The sequence below is a fragment of the Clostridium sp. KNHs216 genome (genome assembly GCF_006714885.1).
GTDB lineage: Bacteria > Bacillota > Clostridia > Oscillospirales > Acutalibacteraceae > Caproiciproducens.
In genome coordinates this window covers 2912678-2935049 of record NZ_VFMF01000001.1, presented here as the reverse complement: position 1 = coordinate 2935049, position 22372 = coordinate 2912678, and the positions used below count along the sequence as shown (strand labels likewise).

25 protein-coding genes and 1 pseudogene are annotated in these 22372 nt (G+C 54.6%); 1 reads left to right on the top strand and 25 read right to left on the bottom strand.

What is annotated here, in order from left to right; translation table 11 throughout:
- Positions 1-20: 20 nt before the first annotated feature.
- From LY85_RS14150 to LY85_RS14110, 9 genes are all read right to left on the bottom strand, one after another.
- Positions 21-500, bottom strand: a complete 480-nt coding sequence (locus LY85_RS14150; RefSeq protein ID WP_141827169.1) for a DUF4489 domain-containing protein — start codon at positions 498-500, stop codon at positions 21-23.
- Between the two features lie 120 nt (positions 501-620).
- The gene (locus LY85_RS14145; protein WP_141827168.1) at positions 621-1685 is read right to left on the bottom strand and encodes an acyltransferase family protein; all 1065 of its coding nucleotides are present in this window, start codon (positions 1683-1685) and stop codon (positions 621-623) included.
- A gap of 75 nt (positions 1686-1760) precedes the next feature.
- Positions 1761-2243, bottom strand: coding sequence for a divergent PAP2 family protein (locus LY85_RS14140; protein WP_141827167.1), 483 nt, complete (start codon positions 2241-2243; stop codon positions 1761-1763).
- Between the two features lie 190 nt (positions 2244-2433).
- Entirely contained in the window at positions 2434-2880 is a 447-nt protein-coding gene (locus tag LY85_RS14135; protein ID WP_038322883.1) for an Lrp/AsnC family transcriptional regulator, read from the bottom strand.
- Between the two features lie 56 nt (positions 2881-2936).
- Positions 2937-3683, bottom strand: a complete 747-nt coding sequence (locus tag LY85_RS14130; RefSeq protein WP_141827166.1) for a copper homeostasis protein CutC — start codon at positions 3681-3683, stop codon at positions 2937-2939.
- Positions 3684-3808: 125 nt separating this feature from the next.
- The gene (locus LY85_RS14125) at positions 3809-5197 is read right to left on the bottom strand and encodes an aspartate ammonia-lyase (protein WP_141827165.1); all 1389 of its coding nucleotides are present in this window, start codon (positions 5195-5197) and stop codon (positions 3809-3811) included.
- A gap of 292 nt (positions 5198-5489) precedes the next feature.
- Positions 5490-5933, bottom strand: coding sequence for an aspartate carbamoyltransferase regulatory subunit (locus LY85_RS14120; RefSeq protein ID WP_141827164.1), 444 nt, complete (start codon positions 5931-5933; stop codon positions 5490-5492).
- Positions 5926-6846: an aspartate carbamoyltransferase gene (gene pyrB, locus LY85_RS14115; RefSeq protein ID WP_038322553.1), complete on the bottom strand. Its 921-nt coding sequence runs from the start codon at positions 6844-6846 to the stop codon at positions 5926-5928. Before pyrB ends, LY85_RS14120 begins: the two co-directional genes overlap by 8 nt.
- A 360-nt stretch (positions 6847-7206) precedes the next feature.
- Positions 7207-7434 carry a hypothetical protein gene (locus LY85_RS14110; protein ID WP_141827163.1) on the bottom strand — a complete coding sequence of 76 codons (228 nt, stop codon included), beginning with the start codon at positions 7432-7434 and terminating at the stop codon, positions 7207-7209.
- Positions 7435-7669: 235 nt separating this feature from the next.
- On the opposite strand from LY85_RS14110, the gene LY85_RS14105 reads away from it, so the two are divergent.
- Positions 7670-8140 (top strand): pyridoxamine 5'-phosphate oxidase family protein, encoded by a 471-nt coding sequence (locus LY85_RS14105; RefSeq protein ID WP_141827162.1) that lies wholly within the window; start codon positions 7670-7672, stop codon positions 8138-8140.
- A 1-nt stretch (position 8141) separates the two neighbouring features.
- Here LY85_RS14105 and LY85_RS14100 read toward each other — a convergent pair.
- The 16 genes and pseudogenes from LY85_RS14100 to cbiD form a co-directional block, all read right to left on the bottom strand.
- Positions 8142-8291 (bottom strand): annotated as a pseudogene (locus LY85_RS14100) (DUF4180 domain-containing protein); the annotation flags it as partial.
- 91 nt (positions 8292-8382) lie between these two features.
- Positions 8383-9117 (bottom strand): precorrin-2 C(20)-methyltransferase, encoded by a 735-nt coding sequence (gene cobI / locus LY85_RS14095; RefSeq protein ID WP_141827160.1) that lies wholly within the window; start codon positions 9115-9117, stop codon positions 8383-8385.
- Positions 9114-9896, bottom strand: coding sequence for an ABC transporter ATP-binding protein (locus LY85_RS14090; RefSeq protein WP_141827159.1), 783 nt, complete (start codon positions 9894-9896; stop codon positions 9114-9116). The genes cobI and LY85_RS14090 overlap by 4 nt, the downstream gene beginning before the upstream one ends.
- Entirely contained in the window at positions 9889-10896 is a 1008-nt protein-coding gene (locus tag LY85_RS14085; RefSeq protein WP_141827158.1) for an iron ABC transporter permease, read from the bottom strand. Before LY85_RS14085 ends, LY85_RS14090 begins: the two co-directional genes overlap by 8 nt.
- Complete coding sequence (locus LY85_RS14080; protein ID WP_141827157.1) at positions 10883-11830, bottom strand: ABC transporter substrate-binding protein; 948 nt, start codon at positions 11828-11830, stop codon at positions 10883-10885. Before LY85_RS14080 ends, LY85_RS14085 begins: the two co-directional genes overlap by 14 nt.
- Before the next feature lie 4 nt (positions 11831-11834).
- Positions 11835-12614, bottom strand: coding sequence for a sirohydrochlorin cobaltochelatase (locus LY85_RS14075; RefSeq protein WP_141827156.1), 780 nt, complete (start codon positions 12612-12614; stop codon positions 11835-11837).
- Positions 12611-12928 carry a cobalt transport protein CbiN gene (locus LY85_RS14070; RefSeq protein ID WP_141827155.1) on the bottom strand — a complete coding sequence of 106 codons (318 nt, stop codon included), beginning with the start codon at positions 12926-12928 and terminating at the stop codon, positions 12611-12613. Before LY85_RS14070 ends, LY85_RS14075 begins: the two co-directional genes overlap by 4 nt.
- 1 nt (position 12929) lies before the next feature.
- Positions 12930-13679, bottom strand: coding sequence for an energy-coupling factor ABC transporter permease (locus LY85_RS14065; RefSeq protein ID WP_141827154.1), 750 nt, complete (start codon positions 13677-13679; stop codon positions 12930-12932).
- A gap of 57 nt (positions 13680-13736) precedes the next feature.
- Positions 13737-14558: an ATP-binding cassette domain-containing protein gene (locus LY85_RS14060; RefSeq protein ID WP_141827153.1), complete on the bottom strand. Its 822-nt coding sequence runs from the start codon at positions 14556-14558 to the stop codon at positions 13737-13739.
- Positions 14559-15350 (bottom strand): cobalt ECF transporter T component CbiQ, encoded by a 792-nt coding sequence (gene cbiQ / locus LY85_RS14055; protein WP_141827152.1) that lies wholly within the window; start codon positions 15348-15350, stop codon positions 14559-14561.
- Positions 15334-16695, bottom strand: a complete 1362-nt coding sequence (locus tag LY85_RS14050) for a cobyrinate a,c-diamide synthase (RefSeq protein ID WP_141827151.1) — start codon at positions 16693-16695, stop codon at positions 15334-15336. Before LY85_RS14050 ends, cbiQ begins: the two co-directional genes overlap by 17 nt.
- The gene (gene cobK / locus LY85_RS14045; RefSeq protein WP_141827150.1) at positions 16692-18716 is read right to left on the bottom strand and encodes a precorrin-6A reductase; all 2025 of its coding nucleotides are present in this window, start codon (positions 18714-18716) and stop codon (positions 16692-16694) included. The genes LY85_RS14050 and cobK overlap by 4 nt, the downstream gene beginning before the upstream one ends.
- Entirely contained in the window at positions 18713-19444 is a 732-nt protein-coding gene (gene cobJ / locus LY85_RS14040; RefSeq protein WP_141828122.1) for a precorrin-3B C(17)-methyltransferase, read from the bottom strand. Before cobJ ends, cobK begins: the two co-directional genes overlap by 4 nt.
- Positions 19434-20489 carry a cobalt-precorrin 5A hydrolase gene (locus tag LY85_RS14035; protein WP_141827149.1) on the bottom strand — a complete coding sequence of 352 codons (1056 nt, stop codon included), beginning with the start codon at positions 20487-20489 and terminating at the stop codon, positions 19434-19436. Before LY85_RS14035 ends, cobJ begins: the two co-directional genes overlap by 11 nt.
- Positions 20486-21244 (bottom strand): precorrin-4 C(11)-methyltransferase, encoded by a 759-nt coding sequence (gene cobM, locus LY85_RS14030; protein ID WP_141827148.1) that lies wholly within the window; start codon positions 21242-21244, stop codon positions 20486-20488. Before cobM ends, LY85_RS14035 begins: the two co-directional genes overlap by 4 nt.
- Positions 21241-22371: a cobalt-precorrin-5B (C(1))-methyltransferase CbiD gene (gene cbiD / locus LY85_RS14025; RefSeq protein ID WP_141827147.1), complete on the bottom strand. Its 1131-nt coding sequence runs from the start codon at positions 22369-22371 to the stop codon at positions 21241-21243. Before cbiD ends, cobM begins: the two co-directional genes overlap by 4 nt.
- Between the last annotated feature and the right edge of the window lies 1 nt (position 22372).

The following is a 22372-nucleotide window of genomic DNA, read 5'->3' as shown; positions in this document are numbered from 1 at the left end:
ACCGCAAAACCGGCTGAAAGTTAATCCGCTACCGCAAGGACGCTGAGTACCGCGTTGCCAACCGTCGCACCCGGCGTTACATCAATAATAGAATTCGTCGACAGTTCAACGGAATAGGTGTAGAATCCGGGCTCCACCGCTTCATCCAGGAACTGGAAGCTGAAGGACTCCGCCTCAAGAATATCGACAATCGTCGAGAAGGTGTACGTGGAGCCTACGCCAATAGAACCATCCCTGCCGGAACGGCGGATCTGGAAGTTCAGCGTTACGGAAATTCCGAGAGGCAAATTGATAATGCTGCTGAAATGCAGCAGATTGTTTGTAGGACCCATGCCGCTTGTATCTATGGTGGTGGACACCACGTTAAGCGGCTCGGCAAATAATGTGGTGATAATCGGCAGTGGGCCGACCCCTCCGCTTGATGCGTTTAAGGCAACTTGTCTTCTTTCTGCGGAACAGGAATTCCAGGAACTACAAGCGCCACTCTGAAAGTTATACATATAATCCACCTAACATATAGTTTTGGGGAACGTTCTCCGCTTTATACTATGCTACTTTCAGGCAGTATGTACATTCCCGGGCATACATTTTTGCAGGGAACACCCGTTCCCCCTCCCCGCTCAGGCGGCGCGGCCGCCCTGGCCGGAGGCGTAGCCCCGCAGGAATTTCAGCCCCGCGACCCAGTCGCACAGCCTCTGAAAAGCCGCGCTCCCTGTAAACGGCCGCAGGAAAAGCGCCCGCACCCGCTCCAGCAGCATGCTTGCCGCAAAAATCGCCAGAACAGAGGCCGGAATGATATAAAGAATTTTCGCCGAATCAAAATAGAGAGAGGTGTGCAGGATTCCGGTGTAAAGGACGCCGCGCACCCAGATGTTGTCGCTGATCAGATAGACCCCGAACGTAAGCGGCGACACAAAAGAAATCACTCTGCCCACAGCCCGGTTTTCGATCGTAACCCCCCGGAAGAAAAGGAACAGAAAAATGGAGGCAAGCGTAATCGGTACGGAAACGTAGGACAGAAAAGCGTCGCTGCCCGTACATTTTTTCCACGCGACAAACACGCAGCACAGAACGGCCCCCGCAAGATACCAATACGGGCTGATCCGGCGGTCCCAGTAAAGCCGCAGATATGCCGCAAAGAAGTACAGGCACACCATCCATACCACATGATAGCCGCCGTTGGTGCTCATAATGGTAAGCGGCGGGAAAAAGGCGTTCCACGAGCAGAACATGGCGCTCAGCAGAACCACCAGGATCTGCATCTGCTGTTTTGTCGCCGTTTTTACAACCATATTTAGAAAAGGAACCAGGCAGTAAAGCGCGACGTAGCTGGTTGCAAACCAGTATTTTCCCGTAATGACGGGGAAGAAGGCGCCGAACAGATGCCCCTTCGTAAGGGGCGCCAGCCCCATGGCCACAAATATCAGGTAGATGGCGGCCGATGTGGAAACGATCTGTACCAGCAAAGCGATCAGCTTTTTGATCTTAAAATCCGAACCGGCAAGATAATAGCCGCTGATGAGGACAAAGCCGTTCACGCCTATGTAAGAGAATGTTTCCAGTGTCCAGACGAAAACATATCTTCCGCCGCCCGGGGGAACCGCGTCCAGCATGCCCCCGTGCCCCAGGTAATGCAGGGTCACGATCATCAGCATTAACAGAATCCGCAGCAGCTCAATGCTCATATTCCGATTTTTTCTTGTATTCCCTGAGACTTGACTCAATACGGCACCCTCTCGTTTTTTACAGTCCTGCAGATGCTAGCGCAGCCAGATGATCGAAACCACGGCGACGCAGATGCCCAGAACAACGCCCGCAAAAACCTCCAGCGGAGTATGGCCGAGCGATTCATTCAGCTGGCTGGCGGTATCCTTGAGGTATTTCCCCCCGTCGGGCAGATTGCATTTGTTTTCTTTCAGATATTCCGCAATGTCATTGATAGCCTTCGCCTGCTGTCCCGCCGCGCGCCGGACCCCCATGGCGTCATACATGACGATCACGGCAAGGGTAAAGGCAAGGGAAAAGTACGGGGAGCCAAATCCGTATTCGTGCGCCGTGCCGACGGCAACAGAACATACCAGCGCGGAATGGGCGCTCGGCATTCCGCCGGAGCCGGAAAGCGTTTTAAAATCGAGCCGTTTGTTTCTACAAAGAAAAATAATCGATTTGATCAACTGCGCCAGCATCCACGATACAATGCCGATCATAATTAAATAATTATAGGTCAAGAACCTTAATACCATCTGAAATCCCCGTCTTTCAAAATATTCGTATATCCGGAACGCCGTTCCCGGCGACGGATATTTCTGCTCTTTACAGTGATTATTTAATTATACCATCTACCGCATTATAAAGCAAAAGCTTTTCACAAAAAAGAACATCCGGCGGACACTGCCGCGGGATGCTCCCTGCTGCCGTATGGATTGATCCGATTTACTCCACCGGGTCCGCCGGGGCAATCCCCCTGTGCGGAACCGGGGTGGAAAAAACGATCTGTGTCTGCGTATGCCCGAACTGCTGAATCTGGCCGATAAAGGTATCCAGTTCAATGGTACTGGGAAACGCGACTTTTATCAACATGGAATAATTTCCTGTAATGCAGTTGCATTCGATCACGTTGGGACATTGCCGGATAAACGGATAAAAGACGGGCTTTTCGCTCGGAGCCACCTCCAGATTGATAAACGCAAGGATGTGATAGCCGAGCTTCACATAATCGACCGTAGCCGTATAGCCCTCGACCACGCCGAGCTTTTCCAGCCGTTCCAGCCGGGCCGACACCGCCGGGGCGGACAGAAAGACCTCCTGCGCCAGCCGCTTCACCGACATCCTTGCATTGGACTGCAAGAGCATAATGAGTTTTCTGTCAATTTTATCCAACATTCCACGTCCCCCCACAGCAGAAGCACAGGTGCGCCGGCTTGAATCCGGCCGCCCTACAGGCTCTGTAAAATATCCCTCACCTTTGCGATTTCGCCCGCATCCGTGCGGTAGATGATGAATTCGCTCATCAGCGGCAGGCCCATGCTGACGTCCTCCTTGCGATAGGTCATTGCGCTCTCCACATTGACCTTACCGGAAAGATGGAACGACTTTGCCTTGGTCACGGCAGCCATCTCCGAAAGCTGCGCGCTGTTCACCCCGCTGCCGACCAGAATATCGATCTCCCCGGCTGCCTTCTCCACCAGCTGCGCGAGCAGCTGCCGGCCCTCATAGCAGGTATTCTTCTGGCCGGAAGTCAGGATCGTACCGATATGAAGATCCTTCGCGTCCTGCAGTGTCTGGAACGGGTCCCTGCTGACGTCGAACGCGCGGTGCAGCGTGACGCTCATGTTCCCCGCGGCTTCCATCAGCTCTTTCATCTTGGGAAGGTCGAGGCTGCCGTCCGCTTTCAGCACCCCGATGACGACGCCGTCTGCTCCGTGCTTCCGGAACATTTCAACATCCTTCTTGATAATGCTGAATTCGTCGTCCGTATAACAAAAATCGCCGAAGCGGGGCCGGATCAGCACATTGATTTTAATGGAAACCTTTTCACGCACCGCAAGGAACAAATTGATGTCCGGCGTGGTGCCGCCGATAATCAGGTTGGCGCACAGCTCCAGGCGGTTCGCGCCGCCCGCCTGCGCGGCCACGGCGGATTCCACCGAATCAACGCACCCCTCTAAAATGTAATCCTTCATTCCGGGTCCTCCATCCATTTTATGATACGAAATTTCTTTTTTAATTCTAACCCCGGGAGGATGCCGCGTCAACCTTTTCCCGCCATTCTTAAAAAGAATTTCCGTGCCAGACAGGGTGAATCCCTTTACATTCTGGGCTGGGTCATCGTGTTCGGATTGAGGATGCTGTCCAGACTCTGCTTTGTGAGAAGTCCGTCCTCGAGCGCGATCTCCTCCACTTGCCTACCGGTTCGCAGCGCCTGCTTGGCGATTTCCGCGGACTTTTTGTAGCCGATATACGGACAAAGCGCCGTCGCGATCCCTACGCTCTGCCCCAGCAGCTCCCTGCAGCGGTTTTCATTGGCGGTGATCCCCGAAACACAGTTGTCAACAAAGGTGCCGACCGCGTTTTCCAGAGTCGTGAGCGACTCGAACAGATTGTAGAACAAAACGGGCTCGAACGCGTTCAGCTCCATCTGCCCGGCCTCGGCGGCCATGGTGATGGCCATGTCGTTTCCGATAATATTGAACGCCACCTGAGTCACCACCTCGGGAATGACCGGATTGACCTTTCCCGGCATAATGGAGGAACCGTTCTGCTTGGCGGGCAGGTTGATCTCCGCGATCCCCGCCTTCGGCCCGCTGGAAAGCAGGCGCAGGTCGTTCGCCATTTTGGAAAGGTTGACGGCGCAGGTTTTCAGGGCGTTGGAGACCGAGACAAACCCGTCCAGATTCTGGGTGGCGTCGATGAGGTCGTGCGCCTGCTCCACCTTGATCCCGCTCAGCCTGCGGATATTTTCCGTAATGCTTTTCAGGTAGCCGGGGCTGACATTGATGGCGGTCCCGACCGCCGTACCGCCCATATTGACGGCCTGCATTTCCTTTTCCGCTTTTTCCAGCCGCCTGATGTCGCGGTCCACCACCGACGCGTACGCGTGGAAAGACTGGCCAAGACGGATGGGAACCGCGTCCTGCAGCTGTGTGCGTCCCATTTTGACAATGCCGTCGAACTCGACTCCCTTTCTGTTCAGCACTTTCTTCAGTCTGTCCAGCTGGGCCGTAATTTTCGGCATCAGCTTCAGCACCGTCAGCTTTGCCGCCGTGGGAAACACATCGTTTGTCGACTGGGACATGTTGACATGGTCGTTGGGATGAACCAGCGAATAGTCTCCTTTGACCCCGTGCAGCAGCTCGATAGACCGATTTGCGATGACCTCATTAGCGTTCATATTGGCCGACGTACCCGCGCCGCCCTGAATCGGGTCCACGATAAACTGATCGTGCCATTTCCCCGCGAGGATTTCATCGCACGCGCAGACGATCGCTTCCGCGATTTTTCGGTCCAGGTTTCCCGCGTCGCGGTTGGTGACCGCCGCCGCTTTCTTTATTTCCGCCAGACTGTTGATAAATTCGCCGTTCATCCGAAGTCCGGTAATATGGAAATTCTGTTTTGCGCGCAGGGTCTGTACGCCGTAATAGGCGTCCGAAGGGATTTCCATGCTGCCTATGGAATCGCTTTCCACTCTTGTGTCCATCCTGATTTCCTCCTGCTTCCCTATTGCATTATGATCTGTATTCTTTACAGCATTTCCAGTTGGTTATGCACCAAGGTTGCGTTCCGCAAACAGAAATAGAATTGCTGTAGGTCTTGTATGAGAATAGCACCGTGAGGACATTGAGTAAACCGGGAAAAGCAAAAGGAAAATTAAATGTCAAATTAGCGGTCCGCGAGTTTATTTAACAAGTTTGTCAGCCGGATTCCCTTATGAATGAAAAGCAGGTCCAAAACAAACTGTTCTGAACCTGCGGTGCAAAAGCACGGCCGGATTATCCTGCCGTACCCTCCGATTTGTCCTGATATTCCTGCTCGCAGTAAATGCACCGGTACCGCTGGGTGTTGCCGTCGGTGAGGCGGAAAACATGGTCGATTTCTTCTTCCACGCTTGTGATGCACCTTGGATTTTTGCATTTGATCACATTTCTAAGGATTTTGGGAAGCACCAGCTGCTTCTTTTCTATAATTTTTCCGTTGTCAATGATGTTGACGGTAATGTTATGGTCGATGTAGCCCAAAACATCCAGGTCGATGTCGACCGTACCCTCAATTTTGATAATATCCTTCTTTCCGAACTTGCTGCTCTTTGCGTTTTTAATCACGGCGACACAGCAGTCCAGATTGGCCAGGTGCAGCAGATCATAGATTTTCATGCTGCTGCCCGCGCGGATGTGGTCCAGAACGATCCCTTTTTCCAGGCTGTCAATGTTAAGCATGTTCCACCTCCAGAAGCGTCATCATCAGCGCCATCCTCACATAGACCCCGTTTTGAACCTGATCGAAATACGCGGCCCGCGGGTCGTCGTCCACCTCCAGCGCAATTTCATTTACGCGCGGCAGCGGATGCAGAACGGCCATGTCCGGTTTCGCGTTTTTCATTTTCGCCGCAGTCAGAATATAGCTGTCCTTTAACCGGATGTAATCCTCTTCGTTGAAAAAGCGCTCCTTCTGTACCCTTGTCATATAGAGAATGTCGAGCCCGGAAATCACGTTTTCTATATTTTCCACTTCCCGGTACGGGATATTCTGCGCCTTCAGGACATTGTCGATGATGTAATCCGGCACCCGGAGCTCTTCGGGGGAAATCAGGATAAAGCGGATGTCCTCGTATCTGGAAAGCGCCTTAATTAAAGAATGAACCGTACGGCCAAATTTTAAATCGCCGCACAGTCCAATTGTTAAATGATTCAATCTGTGTTTTTTCTCCCTGATCGTCATTAAATCGGTCAGCGTCTGCGTCGGATGCTGATGCCCGCCGTCGCCCGCGTTGATGACCGGGATCCTGGAATAGCCGGAAGCCCTTAACGGAGCGCCTTCCTTTGGGTGGCGGATCGCACAGATATCGGCATAACAGGATACCGCACGGATGGTGTCGGCCACGCTTTCGCCTTTCGAGGCGGAGCTGCTGTCCGCAGAAGAAAAGCCTAATACACTGCCCCCCATATTAAGCATTGCAGCTTCAAAGCTTAACCGGGTGCGTGTACTAGGCTCATAAAATAAAGTCGCTAATTTTTTTCCCGAACAGACCTGAGAATATTTTTTAGGATTTTCAGCGATTCTGTCCGCCAAATCCAAAAGCCGGCCGATTTCCGCGACCGATAGATCCAGAGGGTCGATCAAATGTCTCATAAATACCTCCATGCTTCCAATTTACCCGGATTTCCCAAAAGAAGCACACCTTGAAGCGGATTCAAAGTGTGCCTGACAAAGCATACGGATAAATTTTATTTGTTAGTATACACTACCGTTTTGCCCCTGTCTATAGAGACAATCCATAAACATAGCTCATTCACGAATCAATTTGTTATAAAATGTATCCAATCGGCGGAAAGCCGAAATTGTTCCGCTCCATCCCGGCGGAATATTTTGCAAAAACAGGGCGTTTTCCGGCTGATTCTCTGGACAAACGAGCGGTAATCGAATAAAATAAAGTCACGCACGGCGTCAAAAACACCCCGCGTGACTTTTAAAAGCTGGAATGGACGGAATTTACTTCTTGTTCTTCCTTGATTTCTGATTCAGCTGTTTTGCTTCTTCCGTGCCGCTTGTCCCGGAGCTGCCGGAACTGGAGCCGGAACCGGAATTGGCAGACTGCGAATTCAGCTGTCTGGCTTCCTGAAGAGGATCAATCGAATTGGAATAGCCAGACGTACTGCCCTGCTTCGCTTTTTGATTTGCCTTTTTGGCGTCCTGTATTTCTTTATTATCGTTATACATTTTTTGCATCTCCTGTTTTATTGAACTTTTTAATGGAAAGTCGGAAAAATATTGACTTCCGAAAGTATTTTGTCCACTGAACGGTTTTTTACAACAGGAAATGGGAAAATTTTTAAATACTGAAATCTGAATAAAACAGGATGGCTATGATCCCATGAGCTTTTTCAGCCTGTGGAAAGCCTGAAATTTCAAAAAAATCTATCAATTGGAAAATTAAAAAAAGGAGGCTGTCATTATGAGAAGAAAAGAAAGGGAAATCACAGATTTGCAGAAGATCGACGGGATCATCATGGCCTGCGACTGCTGCCGGCTGGGTTTTGCCGATGAAAACGGAGTTTACATCGTTCCCCTCAACTTTGGATACGAGGTCAAAGGGGAAAAGAGAAGCTTCTATTTTCACGGGGCAAAAGAAGGCAGAAAAATCGATTTGATCAACCGGACCGGCCGTGCCGGCTTTGAGCTGGACACAAGCCACGAGGTAGCCGACGGAGAAACGGCCTGTAATTATTCCTTCCTCTACCAAAGCGTGATCGGCGACGGAACGGTCAGTATCGTCACGGATGACGCGGAAAAAAGAGCCGCCCTGCAGCTGATTATGGAGCATTATTCCGAAAAAAGCGACTGGAGTTTTCCGGACGCCGCCGTCAGGGCCGTCGCCGTCTTTAAGCTGGAGGTCAGGGAGCTGGCCTGCAAGGAACATTTATAATTTATACGCCGCCGAGCTTTTCCACGGCATCCTCTTCGGTCGGTACAAAGAAAATATCTCTCCCCTGATTGCTTTCATAAATAAAATCCCTGCGCGGTTTGCCGGTGTATTTTGAAAAATCGCCGTAGACTGCGAATTTAATATGATAATTGTAGCAAAGCTCCCGATAGAACACTATCGGGAGCTTTTTGCGTAAGAATCATCCCGCAAAAACCGCGTCGGGGGAATGCCGTCAGGCCGGATCATTCTTCCTTCCCGCTGTCGGGGGCAATGTTCCCTTTCGCTCTTTCCTTTACGATGACAATCGTCAGATAGCCGCTTTCCGGGTCGAGATTTTCCGCCCCGATGCGGACGGTCTCGTTTTCCATTCCGCAGTTGGAAACGGAGAAAACCTCCAGCTGATCGGCTTTCGGGCATTCCACCAGCATTTGCTTCAGCTCTGCCAGCCTTTTTCCGGATTTCATGTAAATTTTCGTTCCCTGAAGGCTCAGGGTATGTCCGAGTTCGTAGGAAGCAGGAATAATATGGATTTCATCCCGATTGCCGCCCAGAGAGATGCCGAGCGCGGCCGCGGCCGCGCAGAAGGAGGGCACGCCGTTAATAAGGACGGCCCTGCCTCCGCTTTCCAGGACCCTGCTGTGCACATAGCTGTAGGTGGAGTAGACGCAAGGGTCGCCGATGGTGAGAAAGGCGACCGTCTTGCCCGCCCGGAGAAAGCTCTCGATTTTTTCATATATTTCATCATGAGCCTTCTTTAACAGCGCTTTTTCCTTAATCATCGGAAAGGGCAGACAGGCAATTTCTTTTTCTTCTAGCTTCGGGCAGGCCTGTTTGACGATCTGATAAGCGTAGCATTCTTCCCGGGTTTCCGCCGGAAGGACGACGACATCGCTTTCCCCAATACACCGCAACGCCTTGATTGTCAGCAGTTCGGGGTCGCCCGGACCCACTCCGATTCCGTATAAAATTTCACTCATTTCTCCCTTTGCCTTTCCTGCTGTTCAAAATAAAAATGCTTTTTCCCCTCTTGATCCACAAAGCTCTGCGCCGTGATCTGAAAAACCTTTTCGATCATCCCGCCCGACTGGATTTCCTCCGGGGACCCCGTTTGGACGATTTTTCCGTCCTGCATGACAATTATGGAATCCGAAACCCGCATGGCGATATCCAGGTCGTGCAAAACCGTTACCACCGCTTTCCCCTGCTCTTTCAGCTGTTCCATGAGCTGCAGCAGCTCCAGCTGATAGCGGATATCCAGATAAGTGGTCGGTTCGTCGAACAGAAACACGTCCGTTTCCCCCGAAAGGGCCATTGCCAGATAGACCTTCTGCCTCTGTCCGCCGGAAAGCTCGTCCACCTTCTTGTCCCGCAGCGGCAGGATGCCGATTTTCTCCATCGCTTTGCGGCAGAACTCATAATCCTCTTTGCCGTAATGCCTGGGATAGGAAAGGTAGGGAAACCTGCCGTGCAGCACCATTCTGCCGACGGTGATCGCCCCGGCGGTGTGGCTTTGCGGGAGGTATGAGACCTGCTGCGCAAACTCCCGGCTGCCGATTTCCTCCCTTTTTTTCCCTTTCAGGTACACTGTCCCCTCCTGCACCTCGCAGAGATGGACCGCCGCCTTCAGCAGGGTGCTTTTCCCGCTTCCGTTCGGCCCTACGATGGTGGTGATCCGGCCTTTTTCAAACTCCGCGTTAATTTCTCTGATCACCGGCACCTTTCCGTAGCCTGCGGAGACGTTCTCCAGCCTAAGCATTGCGGTTCCCCCTTTTCCGGCGGAACAGCAGCCAGACAAAGAACGGCGCGCCCACAAAGGATAAGATAATCCCCACCGGCAGCTCAAACGGGGCGAAGCAGGTCCTGGCTATCGTATCGCAGATCAGCAGGAACAGCGCGCCCAGAACGGCGGAGGACAGAATAAAGTATTTTGACTCCTCCCCTACCAGGAACCTCGCGATGTGGGGAATAATCAGCCCCACAAACCCCAGAAGCCCGGCGAAGCTGACCGCCGCGCCGGACAGAACCGCCGCCAGCATCAGGAACAGAAAGCGGTAAAAGGAAACCGGCAGTCCCAGCGTTTTTGCTGTTTCTTCCCCCAGCGACAGCACCTCCAGCTCGTTGTGGAACAGCAGCACCGCCAGAACGGCGACCACGACAATGACGGACGCATATTTCAGAACCTGGGCGTTGACTCCGTTTAATCCCCCGATTTTAAACGCGTTGGCCGAAATCAGCGATTCCTCGCTGAGCGTATTGACCGCGTCCGTCGCCCCGTTCAGAAAGCTGTTGATCGCGACGCCCGCAAGGACCAGCGTTATTTTGGAGGAACCGGTCTTTTTTCCGAGGTAAAAGACAAACAGAACCGTGACAAAAGCCCCTGCGAACGCGGCTGCCGGCAGAGCGGCATACGATTTCGGCAGCAGGATGCCGCACAGGACCACCGCAAATCCGGCCCCGGAGTTTACGCCGATAATATTCGGCCCGGCGAGCGGATTGTTCAACACGGTCTGGATCACGGCACCCGCTACAGCCAGAGCCATTCCCGCAATGACGGCGCCCGCCACCCGGGGCAGACGGACATAAAGAATAATCCGTCCGGCGGCTGTCACCTCCTGCCCGGAAAGCAGTTCGCGGAAATCGGCAAGGGATATTTTTGCCGACCCGCCCAGAATACCGATTCCCGTCATCAGCAGGAGCAAAAGCAGCATGATCGCTATTCTTTTTTGCGCCCTGATCGATTGTCTACTTTTTTCCATATAAATCGTCCGCTAAGATCTGATAGCTTTCTCCCCAGCGCTTATTCGGCTTCAAATGGAACAGTTCCTTCGGCAGAACATAATAATGCTTTTCCTTTACCGCCGTCAGACCGCTCCACGCGGGATTGGAAGTCAGAAGCTGATCCACCATGCCGAGTGCGGCTTTCTGGGATTCCCCCATGGTCGTCACGAAAATAAAATCCGGGTCCGCGGCGACGATTGCTTCCATGCTCAGATTATCCAGCAGGCTGCCTTTTTGATCGGCAATATTCACACAGCCGAGGTCCTTCAGCATTTTTCCCGTCATGCTGTCGCTGCCTTTCGCCTTTACCCCGGTGGAATATGCCCGCAGGAACAGCACCGTGGGATGGCTTCCATCCGCTCTGGCGGTCTGTTTCTGAATCTCCGCCTGCAAATCGGACACATTTTTTTTGTACAGGTCCGCCCTGCCGGTGATGTCGGTCAGCGTTTTCATCATTTTTGCATAATCCTCAAAGGTTTCCACCTTGAAATAAGCGGTTTTGATCCCCGCGCTTTCCAGCGTGCTTCTCAGCTTTACATGCTCCGAAATCGCGCCGGACAAAACAACGAAATCGATTTTATCCGCAATCATGCTCTCCACATTCGGGGTGTTGAGTTTCCCAAGGTTGAGCATGTCATCTTTGATTGTAATCGTACCCTTCGCGTCGTCCGTATAGGCCGCGACGGTTCCGCCGGCCAGCTGCCACGCGTCCGCATAGCTTGCGGACAGCACCGCCGTCTTTTTCGGATGGTCCACCGTCACCTGAACCCCCAGATCGTCGGTGAACGTAACGGCACTCGCCGCCGAAGACGGGGACGGGGAGGAACTTGCCGTATTGGGCTCTGTTTTTCCGCATCCGTAAAGAAGGCATAAGCCCAACACGAACGCTATGATTTTCCCTGCTGTTTTCATACTTTTACCTGATTACCTCTCTTAAATGGTTGATATAAAGATCGCGGATGCCTTCGTATTCGCCGATTCCCTTCCGGATACATTCCGGCTCGTAGCCTGCTGCTCTCAGATTTGATGCAAAGGAATCCTCTTCCCCCGCCATATCGTTGACCGCATGGTCGCCCGCCACCAGCATCAGCGGTAGCACCAGCACGCGCTTTCTTTTTTGCGCGGAGGCGTCCAGCTTTTGGATAACATCCGCGATGGCAACGGAGCCATCCACCGTGGCGATGTAGATTTCCTTGCCGGAACAGTCCCGCAGCTGTTTTTCCAGCTTTGCATAGCTGCCGTCCGCTTCATGCGGGGAACCGTGCCCCATCAGGATCACGGGGTCATTCCCCGCCGCTTCCCCGATTTCCCCCCACAGCGAATTCGCGACGGCGGCGTAATCGGCTTCGCTGCCCAAGAGCACACGGGCCGTTTTTATTTCGGAAAACAGTTCCCTGCATTCTTCTATTGTACACTTCATTTTACCGTTTTCAATACCGTCTATCAAATGAGTCGGCAAAACAGCGACGCGGGTAATTCCGTCCCGCTTCATCTGCCGCAATGTCTCCCTCACATCGCGGATGATGATATGGTCCCTTTTTTCCAGGATACTTCTCACAATATTGCTGGAATACGCCTGATAAACGCTCCAGTCCGGGAAAGCTTCCCGGACTGTCTGAGCAATTTTTTCAATGTTTTTCTCTCTGGTTTCCCGATAGGTGGTCCCAAAGCTGACGATCAGAATTCCCTGCTTCATTCGTTCCCCTTACCGTTCGTCCATTTTTTACGTTCGACCAGGCGTCCCATCAGGAAAGCGATGATTCCGACGCCGATGCCCGTCTGCAGGCAGAACAGAAGGCTTTCCACTTCGCCCGGCAGCTCCCCGTGAATCGCGGTTTCCAATACCGGCGTGAACCAGGGCTCATAGTTCCCCGCGATTTGCTCCACCATGCCGCTGCCCGCGTCGTCGGAGCCGCCGAACTCCGCGCCCTTTAAAGCGAACAGCGGGACAAAAGCAATTAAAACCGCTGCAAGGATTAACGCAACAACCGTTTTTTTCGTCTTACTCATCTTATTTCTCCTCCATGTTCAGCTTCAGCATATTCAGTTCCGGGGTAGCGTATGTCTTCAGCGCGATCATGATCAGGACGGTAAGGATGCCCTCCAGAACGGCAAGGGGCAGCTGCGTCGGCGCGAAAACGCCGAGGAACTTCCCGACCGACGCCATAACGCCGCCCTCCGCGGAAGGATAGGCGATCGCAAGCTGAAAGCTCGTGACGCAGTAAGTAAAGAGGTCGCCCAGAAACGCCGCCAGAAAAATACCGATATAACGGTTTACTTTCAGCTTTTTGCACAGCAGGAAAATTCCGTAGCTGAGCAGCGGGCCGGCAATGGCCATGGAAAAGGTGTTGGCTCCCAGCGTGGTCAGCCCGCCGTGCGCAAGCAGAATCGCCTGAAAGATCAAAACGATGATGCCCAGAATGCTGACAGCCGTGGGCCCGAACAGAATCGCGCCCAGCCCCGTGCCCGTCATGTGGGAACAGCTGCCCGTTACGGACGGAATTTTCAGGGAGGAAATCACGAAGATAAACGCCCCCGCCATGGCGAGCAGTGTGATGTTCTTCCTGTTTTCTTTCAGCTTTTTGTTAATGGACAGGTATCCGGTCACTAAGAAGGGGATGCACAGCACTCCCCAGGCGATACAGTACTGAGGCGCAAGGTAGCCCTCCATAATGTGCATCGCGTAGGCATTCGGAGTAATTCCCACGATTACCGACAGGACCGCCAGCGAGGCGATCCATTTTTTCTGTTTCGTTGTCATTGTTATTACCCTCTCTTTTCGTTTTATCTGGAACAAATATCAATTTGTTTACCATTCTTATAGCAGCGCGGCAAAATCGGAAATCCTTTTGGGACACGCCCCCGCTTTCCCGATTTTTCCCTTTTCTTTCAGCAGATCGTAAAGCTGCATCAGGACCGGCTTTTTCAGGTTTGCTTTTCTGAGCAGGGACTCGTCGCGGAAGATTTCTTCCGCGGTTCCGTCGCCGATCAGCTCCCCGCCGCAGAAAACCAGCACCCGCTGCGCAAAGCGATAGGCAAAATCCACGTCGTGCGTGGAAAGCAGGACGGTTTTTCCCTTTTGCTCGATCTGATCCAGAACCTCTTCCAGCACCTGCGCGTTGACCGGGTCCAGGGAAGCGGTCGGCTCGTCAAAAATCATGACTTCGGAATCCATGGCCAGAATATCCGCGATGCTGACCCTTTTCTTTTCCCCGCCGCTCAGGTAATGGGGCGGCCGCATAACGTGGTCCTCCAGCTTCATTTCCCGGACGGCGCGAAGGGTTCTTTCCTCCACCTCTTCCCGGGGAAGCTTCATATTCAGCGGCCCGAAGGCCACCTCCGCCTTTACCGTGGAAGCGATGATCTGGCTGTCCGCGTCCTGAAAGACGATTCCCACATTCCGCCGCAGCCGGTTGATATTTTTCCTGCCGATCGTTTCCCCCCGGTAACGGATTTCCCCGTTCGTGGGCTCCCTCACCCCGTTCAGATTCAGAAAAAAAGTGGTTTTCCCAGCCCCGTTTGCCCCAAGGACGGCGATTTTTTCCCGCTGATAGATTGCAAGGCAGATGTCCTTCAGCGTATTGCGGTCCCTGTCATAGGCAAACGAAAGATGGTCCACCTCCAGAATTTTTTCCCTCATTCAACCCCTCCTCCCTATTAAACAAAAAGTTCCCAAAAGCAGCGCGAGATACAGACCGGCGTACAGCAGCTGCCCCGCCGTCAGCGGTTTTGTTTCTTCCCAGAACAGGGCGTTCCCCTCGTAGCCCCTCGCTTCCATCGCGTCGTAATACGTTTCCGCCTTCTTCATGGACAGGACCAAAAGATTCGCCAGCTCCCCGCTGAAGGTACGCAGGGAGGTTTTCAGATCGCAGTACCCCAGCCTTGAACCCGCGGCGTCCTTCTGCCGCTGATTGGTTTCCGACAGGATGAAAATATACCGGTAAATCAGGTGCATCAGCTCCAGAATCAGAACCGGCACACGGATTTTTCTGAAAACGGAAATGATTTCCCCCATCGGGGTGGAAAGCGTCATCAGGTACAGCGCGCTGACCGCCGAGAACGCTTTGAGGGTCACGTGTATCCCCAGCGTCAGGCTGCTTTGGGTCACGTACAGATTCGTCAGAAAAAACCGGGTGCGAAAAAGGCTGTCCGCGCCGCTGCCGAACTGGGCTGTAATCGCCGCGCCCCCCAGCAGAATAAAGGCCAGAGGGATTTTCATCAGGCGGAAATAGTCTCCTACAGGGATTTTCCCCACCCCCACGCTGAGAAACAGCATGAAAAGAAGGGTCACGGCGGAAACTCCGACGGAATCGGCGGCAATGACCGTCACCAGCGCCCCCACCGAGAAAGCGACCTTATAGGTCGTATTCCACTCCCTTAAAGCGGAAAGATAGGAATAGGTATCGGCGGATATTTCATGACCTCTGTGCATAGCTTTCAGCCCTCCCTAAAAAGTGGTACGCGTAGGCCGGGTTCGCGTAATAATACAGATGCGGAAAACCCCACCAGTGATTTTTTCCGGCGTGGACACAGCGCCACTGCCGCCCCGACACCGGTTTTCGCGCCAGACAGTCGCTTCCGTTGTCCGTGCTGTCAAAATAGTGGAACTCATGCCCCCGGATTTCCGTCCCCTTCGGCAGAAAGCTTTCCGTTTCCGCGCGAACGCCGATATACCCGAAGCGGACGAGCTTTCCCGTATACCGGCAGCTGCCTTTTACCGCGCCAACCATCGGAAAGGCCTGCCCTTCCTGATTCTCCATCGTCTCGTGCAGGTACAGAAATCCCCCGCATTCCGCAATGGAAGGCATCCCGCTTTCGATTGCCCTTTTCACGCTTTGCCGCATTCCTTTGTTTCGGGAAAGCCCCTCCGCGTATAGCTCCGGGTACCCGCCGCCCAGAATCAGCCCGTGCAGGTGCGTCGGGACCTTTTCTTCGCGCAGCGGGGAAAAGGGCACCAGCTCCGCCCCGGCTTTTTGCAGCAGGCGCAGATTGTCCTCATAGTAAAAGCAGAACGCTTCGTCCATGGCGACACCGATCCGTACGCCGACCGCTGTCGCGGGAACGGTTACCGGGGCTGCTTCGAGTTCTTCCGCCCGCGACGCGATCGCCACGAGTTTTTCCAGATCGATGGCAGTCCTGAAGACCTCCGCGGATTTTTTCAGCTGTTCGCGGAGCCCCTGAATTTCCTCCGGCAGCCGCAGGCCGAGGTGGCGGCTTTCCAGCCTGATTTCCGTCTGAACGGGAAAATACCCCAGAACCGGAATCCCTGTTTCCGCTTCTATTTCCGGCTTGATCGCGTCATAAAACATCTTTCCGGTCCTGTTCAGGATCACGCCCTGAATCAGGCGCGCGGTGTCGTACTGCAAAAAACCAGCAATCAGGGGGATGACCGACCGGCCCATCCCGCGGGCGTCCACTACCAGAATCACCGGCGTTTTCGTGGCCTTTGCCAGATGGTAGGAGGACGCTTCCTCTGTGATGCCGCCCAGACCGTCGTAAAGCCCCATGACGCCCTCGATCACGGAAAGGTTCTTTCCTTCGGCATCCTCCAGAAACAGAAATTTGGTCGTGTTTTCATCCGTAAAGAAGGAATCCAGATTTTTGGAGGGGACGCCGAGCACCTTGCGGTGGAACATGGGGTCGATAAAGTCCGGTCCGCATTTAAACGCGGCCGCCTTTTTCCCGCTGTCCAGCAGAGCCTGTAAAAGCGAGCAGGTCAGCAGGGTCTTTCCGCTGCCGCTGCCGGCAGCCGCGATCATGATTCTGGGTGCTTTCATTCGTCTTTCTCCCCATTTTCCCGAAAAGTAAAGGAAACGATAAAAACCGGATTCTCCGCGCGCATCAGCCGGTACCTGCCCACTGGCTCGGCCCTGCTGACCTGTAGCTGAACAATCTCTTCTTCCTCCACCGGCAAGGTTTTCAGCAAGCCGGTGATTTCACTGAGGGTTTCCAGCGTGACGGCGTTCACGACCACACGGAGCCGCGGGTTTTTCCGGTAAAGCGCCGCGAGGATTTCCTTCATATTGCCGCCGCTTCCGCCAAGAAACGCATGGGTCGGGGCGGGAAGCCCCTCAAACGCCTGCGGCGCTTCGCCCTCGGCCACGCTCAGGTTGGCCAGGCCGAATTTTTCCCGGTTTTTCTCCGTCAAAAGCGCGGCTTCCTTCTTCTTTTCAATGGCATATACCTGTATGCGGTCGGACAGAGACGCGCACTCGACCGCGACGGAGCCCGTGCCACTGCCGACATCGTAGAGGACGGCATCCCGGCAAAGCCGGAGCTTGCAGACGGAAACCGCACGGATTTCTTCCTTGGTCATCGGAACCCGGCCCCGAAGAAAAGCGCTGTCCGGCAGTCCGTGCGTCAGACGTTTCTTTTCGGCTTGCGGGTTTTCGATCAGGCAGACATAAAGCCCTTCCTTTTCGAGCGCAGCGCAGTCCGCCGGATTCAGGCGCAGAATCTGTTCCTCCGGGTAGGAGAGCTGATAGCCCGCCGTGATTCGGATATTCTCCATTCTCTGCTCCAAAAACAGTGCGCCGAGCGCTTTCATATCCGCAAGGCCGGAAACGAGCAGGAACGTTTTTTCATTCGTCCGCACCGTACCGAGGACATTGGCGCTTTTCCCGTGAATGCTGACGATCGCCGCGTCGTGCCAGCTTTTCCCGAGCCTTGCCGCAAGGCAGGATACGCTGGAAATCCCCGGCAGGACTTCCACCCGCGCGTGCAGGACACCCGCTTCTGTTTCTCTTTGCAGGGCGTCGTACAGCTTTTGCGCCCCGCTGTAAAAACCGGTGTCCCCCGAAAAAAGGACAGCCGCGTTTTGAACCGCTTTCCCCTTCAGATACGGAAGGATGTCCTCCGCCAGATAGCAGGGGACTTTTTCGGCCGGGCCCGGGATCCCCGCCAGGAGTCTCCGGGCCCCAAAGAGGAGTTCCGCTTCCTGTATCCGGCACTCTGCCTCCCTTGTCAGTAACGTTTTGCCGCCCATTCCCATCCCGATCAGGGAAATCCGCATCCGGCTGTCCCGCCGCAGCTTTTTCCCGGTCAGGTCTTCCAGTTTTTCGCATACTTCCTCAAAAGAGTCCCCGTCCGCCCGTTCCGGGTTCCCAATCACCAGCACTTTCGTTCCGGTGCTGCGGGCGGCCTGTATTTTTTCCGGAAATCCGCCGTTTTTACCGCTTTCCTTCGTCACCAAAGTGCGGATATCGTACTGACGGATCATCGCCTCGTTCATTTCCACCGAGAAGGGGCCCTGCATGGCGATGATATGTTTTCCTTCGATCCCGTTTTCATAGCAGAGGGAGAGGCTTTCCAGTCCGGGCAGGACCCTTGCGTACAGGCGGGGAAGAAGCTCCTTCTGCCCGCTGTAAAGGGAAAGGTCCTTACTTCCCGTCGTCAGAAGGATGTTGCCCGGCATTTCTTTCAGCGCCTCGGCGCAGGCTTCATGAGTGGGATAGCGCAACCCGTTTTTCCGCCCCGGGGGCAGAATATCCGTGTCCCGCTGCAGGCGCAGGCAAGGGATACCGCTTTCCGCCGTGCTGTTTCTGATATTCTCCGAAACGGCGGTCGCAAAGGGATGGGTGGCGTCCACCACCGCGAGGAAATCCCCCGAACGGAGAAGTTGTTTCATTTCCTCCGGGGTCATCCTGCCCTGATGAACGGTCAGCCCCGGCCTTTTTTCCATGACCAGCTCCCCGTATTCCGTCGCCACGCAGACCGTGCATTCCAGTCCGTTTGCGCACAGCAGTTCCGCCAGGCGGCGGCCCTCCGTTGTCCCTGAAAAAATCAGTGTCTGTTTCATAAAAGGTATCCTCTTTCGGTGATCAGCTTCCCGTCCCGAATCCGCGTTTGCGAATTCCCGATAAAGACGGTGGTAAACATATTGACCTGCCGCTCCCTCAGTTCCTTTAAGGTGCAGGTGAATGTCCGGGTGCCCTCCCTGCCGATGTTCTCCACATAGCCGCAGGCCCTGCTTTCCTCCAGCTGTTCCAGCAGGATGTCGCACGCCTTTTGCAGGTAATCCGCGCGCCTGTGGCTGGAAGGGTTATAGAGCGCAATACAGAAGTCTCCCTGCGCCGCCGCCCGCAGCCTTTTTTCAATCAGCTCCCACGGCGTCAGAAGGTCGCTCAGGCTGATAACGCAGTAATCGTGGTTGAGCGGGGCCCCAAGGCAGGCGGCGCCGCTGTTGGCGGCGGTGACGCCCGGAATCACCAAAAGCTCGCAGTCCGGGTAATCCGCCCCGATCCCGTACATCAGCGACGCCAGCCCGTACACTCCGGCGTCCCCGCTGCAGACCAGCGCCACTGTTTTCCCTTTCAGGGCTTCCTGAAAGCACATTTCGCACCGTTTTGCTTCCTGCGTCATCGGCGTGGAGAGCAGCTCTTTTTCCTGAAAGCGCTTTTCCAGCAGATTTAAATAGACCGGGTACCCGACGATCACGTCGCTTTCCTCCAGCGCCCGCACCGCCTGAAAGGTCATCATTTCTTCCGCCCCCGGTCCCATTCCCACAATATAAATTTTATGTTTCATCAAAGCTTACACTCCATTTTTTCTGTGCTATGGCCACTGTGATTCCGTTTTCGGCGTATTTTTCGACAAGAAGCTTTCCGTCTTCCCCGCAGGCCGCCATCGCCGCTCGTTCACAGACATTGTCCACGCCCACCTGCTCCTCCACAAAGGCGGAGGAGGCAAACCCGCCGCCGACTGCTTTCAGCCTGTCCGCGGAAAAAGTCAGGAAAGGAAGTCCGTGTTTCTCCACGAATTCCAGTAACCCCTGCTCGTCCTTTTTCCGGTCGACGGAAGCAACAGCAGCCAGCGACTCCCACCGCAGCCCGGCTTTCTTCATCTGCTTTTCCACCGCTTTTTCTATTTCCGGAAAGGATTTCCCGCGCCTGCACCCGATTCCGAGCACGTAAGCCCTTGGGCAAAGCTGTAAATCCGCCTTTTCCGCATCCGCCGCAAAGGGGGAAACGATCACCGACGCCCTGCCGTTCACGGGGTAGGGTACCGGGGTCAACTCCTTCGGCCAGCTTCCCGTACAGGAACCCGCGATGGCCATTGTAACGGGCTTCCCGGCAAGGAGCGCGGACGAAACGGCAGCAATCCCGCTTCGGTTACAGACGGCCAGCCGGTTTCTGCGGGCAAAGACGTCCGCCGCAAACAATCCGTTTACGTCGGTGGCGGTCGTAATGACCGCCACCGCGCCGGTCTTTTCCGCAATCCGTTCGGCCAGCCCGTTGGCCCCCCCGAAATGCCCTGACAGCAGCGGAATCACAAACCGGCCCTCTTCATCCATGACCAGCACCGGGGAATCCTCCAGCTTATCCCTTACGGAAGGAGCAATCGCGCGCACGGCAATGCCGCAGGCCCCGATAAAAAGCAGCGCGCTGTGCTCCCGGAACCGCTCCCCCGCCCACCGGGAAAGGCTTTCTTCCACATATACGGCTTCCCAATCATCCGGCAAAGCCCTGTGCTTGGTGAAAAGAACCGTTTCCATCTCCCGCGCAAGGCTGTTTCGGATTGTCCGCGCAAGAGCGGCCCCCTTTTCAGTAAAGCTGATGATACTGATTTTCATTCCCGTTTCCCTCGAAATTCCGTTTCAAAATCCGGTGCGTACAATCTGGAGCGCTGGTAATTCCGATGCGCAACGGCGTCCCCGACCAGAATCAGCGCCGTTTTGGTGATTTGGTTTGCTTTCGCCGTTTCCTCCAGAGTCCCCACGGTACAGACACAGGCTTTTTCTTCCGGCCAGGTGGCCTTGTAAACAATGGCCGCGGGCGTTTCGGGCCGGTAACCGCCCTTTTGCAGCCTTTCGCTTAATTCCCGCAGCATCCCGGCGCTCAGATAAATCGCCATGGACGCTCCGTGCGCCGCCAGGCTTTCGATGCTTTCCCTTTCCGGCACCGGGGTTCTGCCCTCCATGCGGGTAATGATCAGGCTTTGGGAAACGCCCGGCAGGGTGTATTCCAGATTTAGCGACGCGGCGGCGCCGAAGCAAGCGCTGACCCCCGGACAGCTTTCATAGGAGATACCGAGCGAATCCAGAACATCCATCTGTTCCCGCACGGCCCCGTATACGCTGGGGTCCCCCGTGTGGAGACGCACCGTGGTTTTTCCGCTCTGCTCCGCCCGGCGCATGACCGCAACGACCTCCTCCAGCGTCATTTCCGCGCTGTTATAGACGGCGCAGCCGTCCTTTGCATCCTGTAAAAGCTCCGGATTGACCAGAGAACCCGCATAGATGACGACGTCCGCCGTCTGAAGCAGCCGCTTGCCCCTCACGGTGATCAAATCCACCGCCCCGGTTCCGGCCCCCACAAAGTAAATCATCGTTTTCCTCCCGTTTCCATGATTGTTTGAAGCAGCTCCTGTGCCCCTTTGCTTTTCGCCAGCTCCCCGAATTCGTTTGCGTAAAGAATGCATTCTGTTCGAATTCTGCCCGCCGCGCGTTTATTCAGGTAAAAACAGATTTTTTCCAGAAGGATTTCCATTGTTTTTTTCTGTTTCCCAGCGGTTTCCAAAATCCGCAGCGCTTCCTCCGTGGTGACGCAGTCGAGGATTTCCCCGGCGGTCTTTGCGGAAATACCCGCCCGGATTCCGGCCGCCGCCATCAGCTCCATCCGGCAGTCCCCTTCTTTGGAGTGGGTGTTCATCATTCCGCCGGAAAGCTTCACCAGCTTCCCGATATGCCCGGTCAGGAGCATCGCGGAAAATCCCGCCTCCGCCGCCATATCGACGGTATTCCCGATAAAATTACTGCACTTGACGCTTTGGTCCAGATCATACCCGTAGGCGGTTTTCATAAAGGCCTGGCCGTAATTCCCCGGCGTCACCGCCACCGCCCGACCGCCCTCTTCCTTTTTTACATTCAGCTCCACCCGGATGGTGTCGAGCAGCGCCTGGCTGCTCATCGGCTCCACAATCCCCGTTGTGCCGAGGATGGAAATGCCCCCGGTAATCCCCAGCCTGGGGTTGAACGTCTTTTCCGCCAGCTTTTCCCCGCCGGGGACGGAGATTTCCACCCGGAGCCCGCCCCGGTAATCGGTCAGGCGGCAGATTTCCGCCACTTCTTTCGCGATCATTTCCCTCGGCACATGGTTGATAGCCGCGCTGCCGACCGGCTGATCCAGTCCGCGTTTGGTCACCCTTCCGACCCCTTCGCCTCCGTCAATCACGATTTGGCTTTCTTCTTCCGGCGACCGTTCCTGTCCGTTGAAAGTAACACAGGCAAAAACCAGCGCCCCTGTGGTCGTATCCGGGTCGTCCCCGCCGTCCTTTCTGACCGCGCAGGTGACCGCGGATTCCCCGCGGGTAATCTCCTCCACCGCGACCCTGTAGGGAATCCCCTTGGGGGTGTCGATGGTAATGGTCCTTTTTTCTTTCCCGGTCAACAGCATGTAAGCCGCCGCCTTTGCCGCGGCAGCCGCGCAGCTTCCGGTCGTAAATCCGTACCGCATC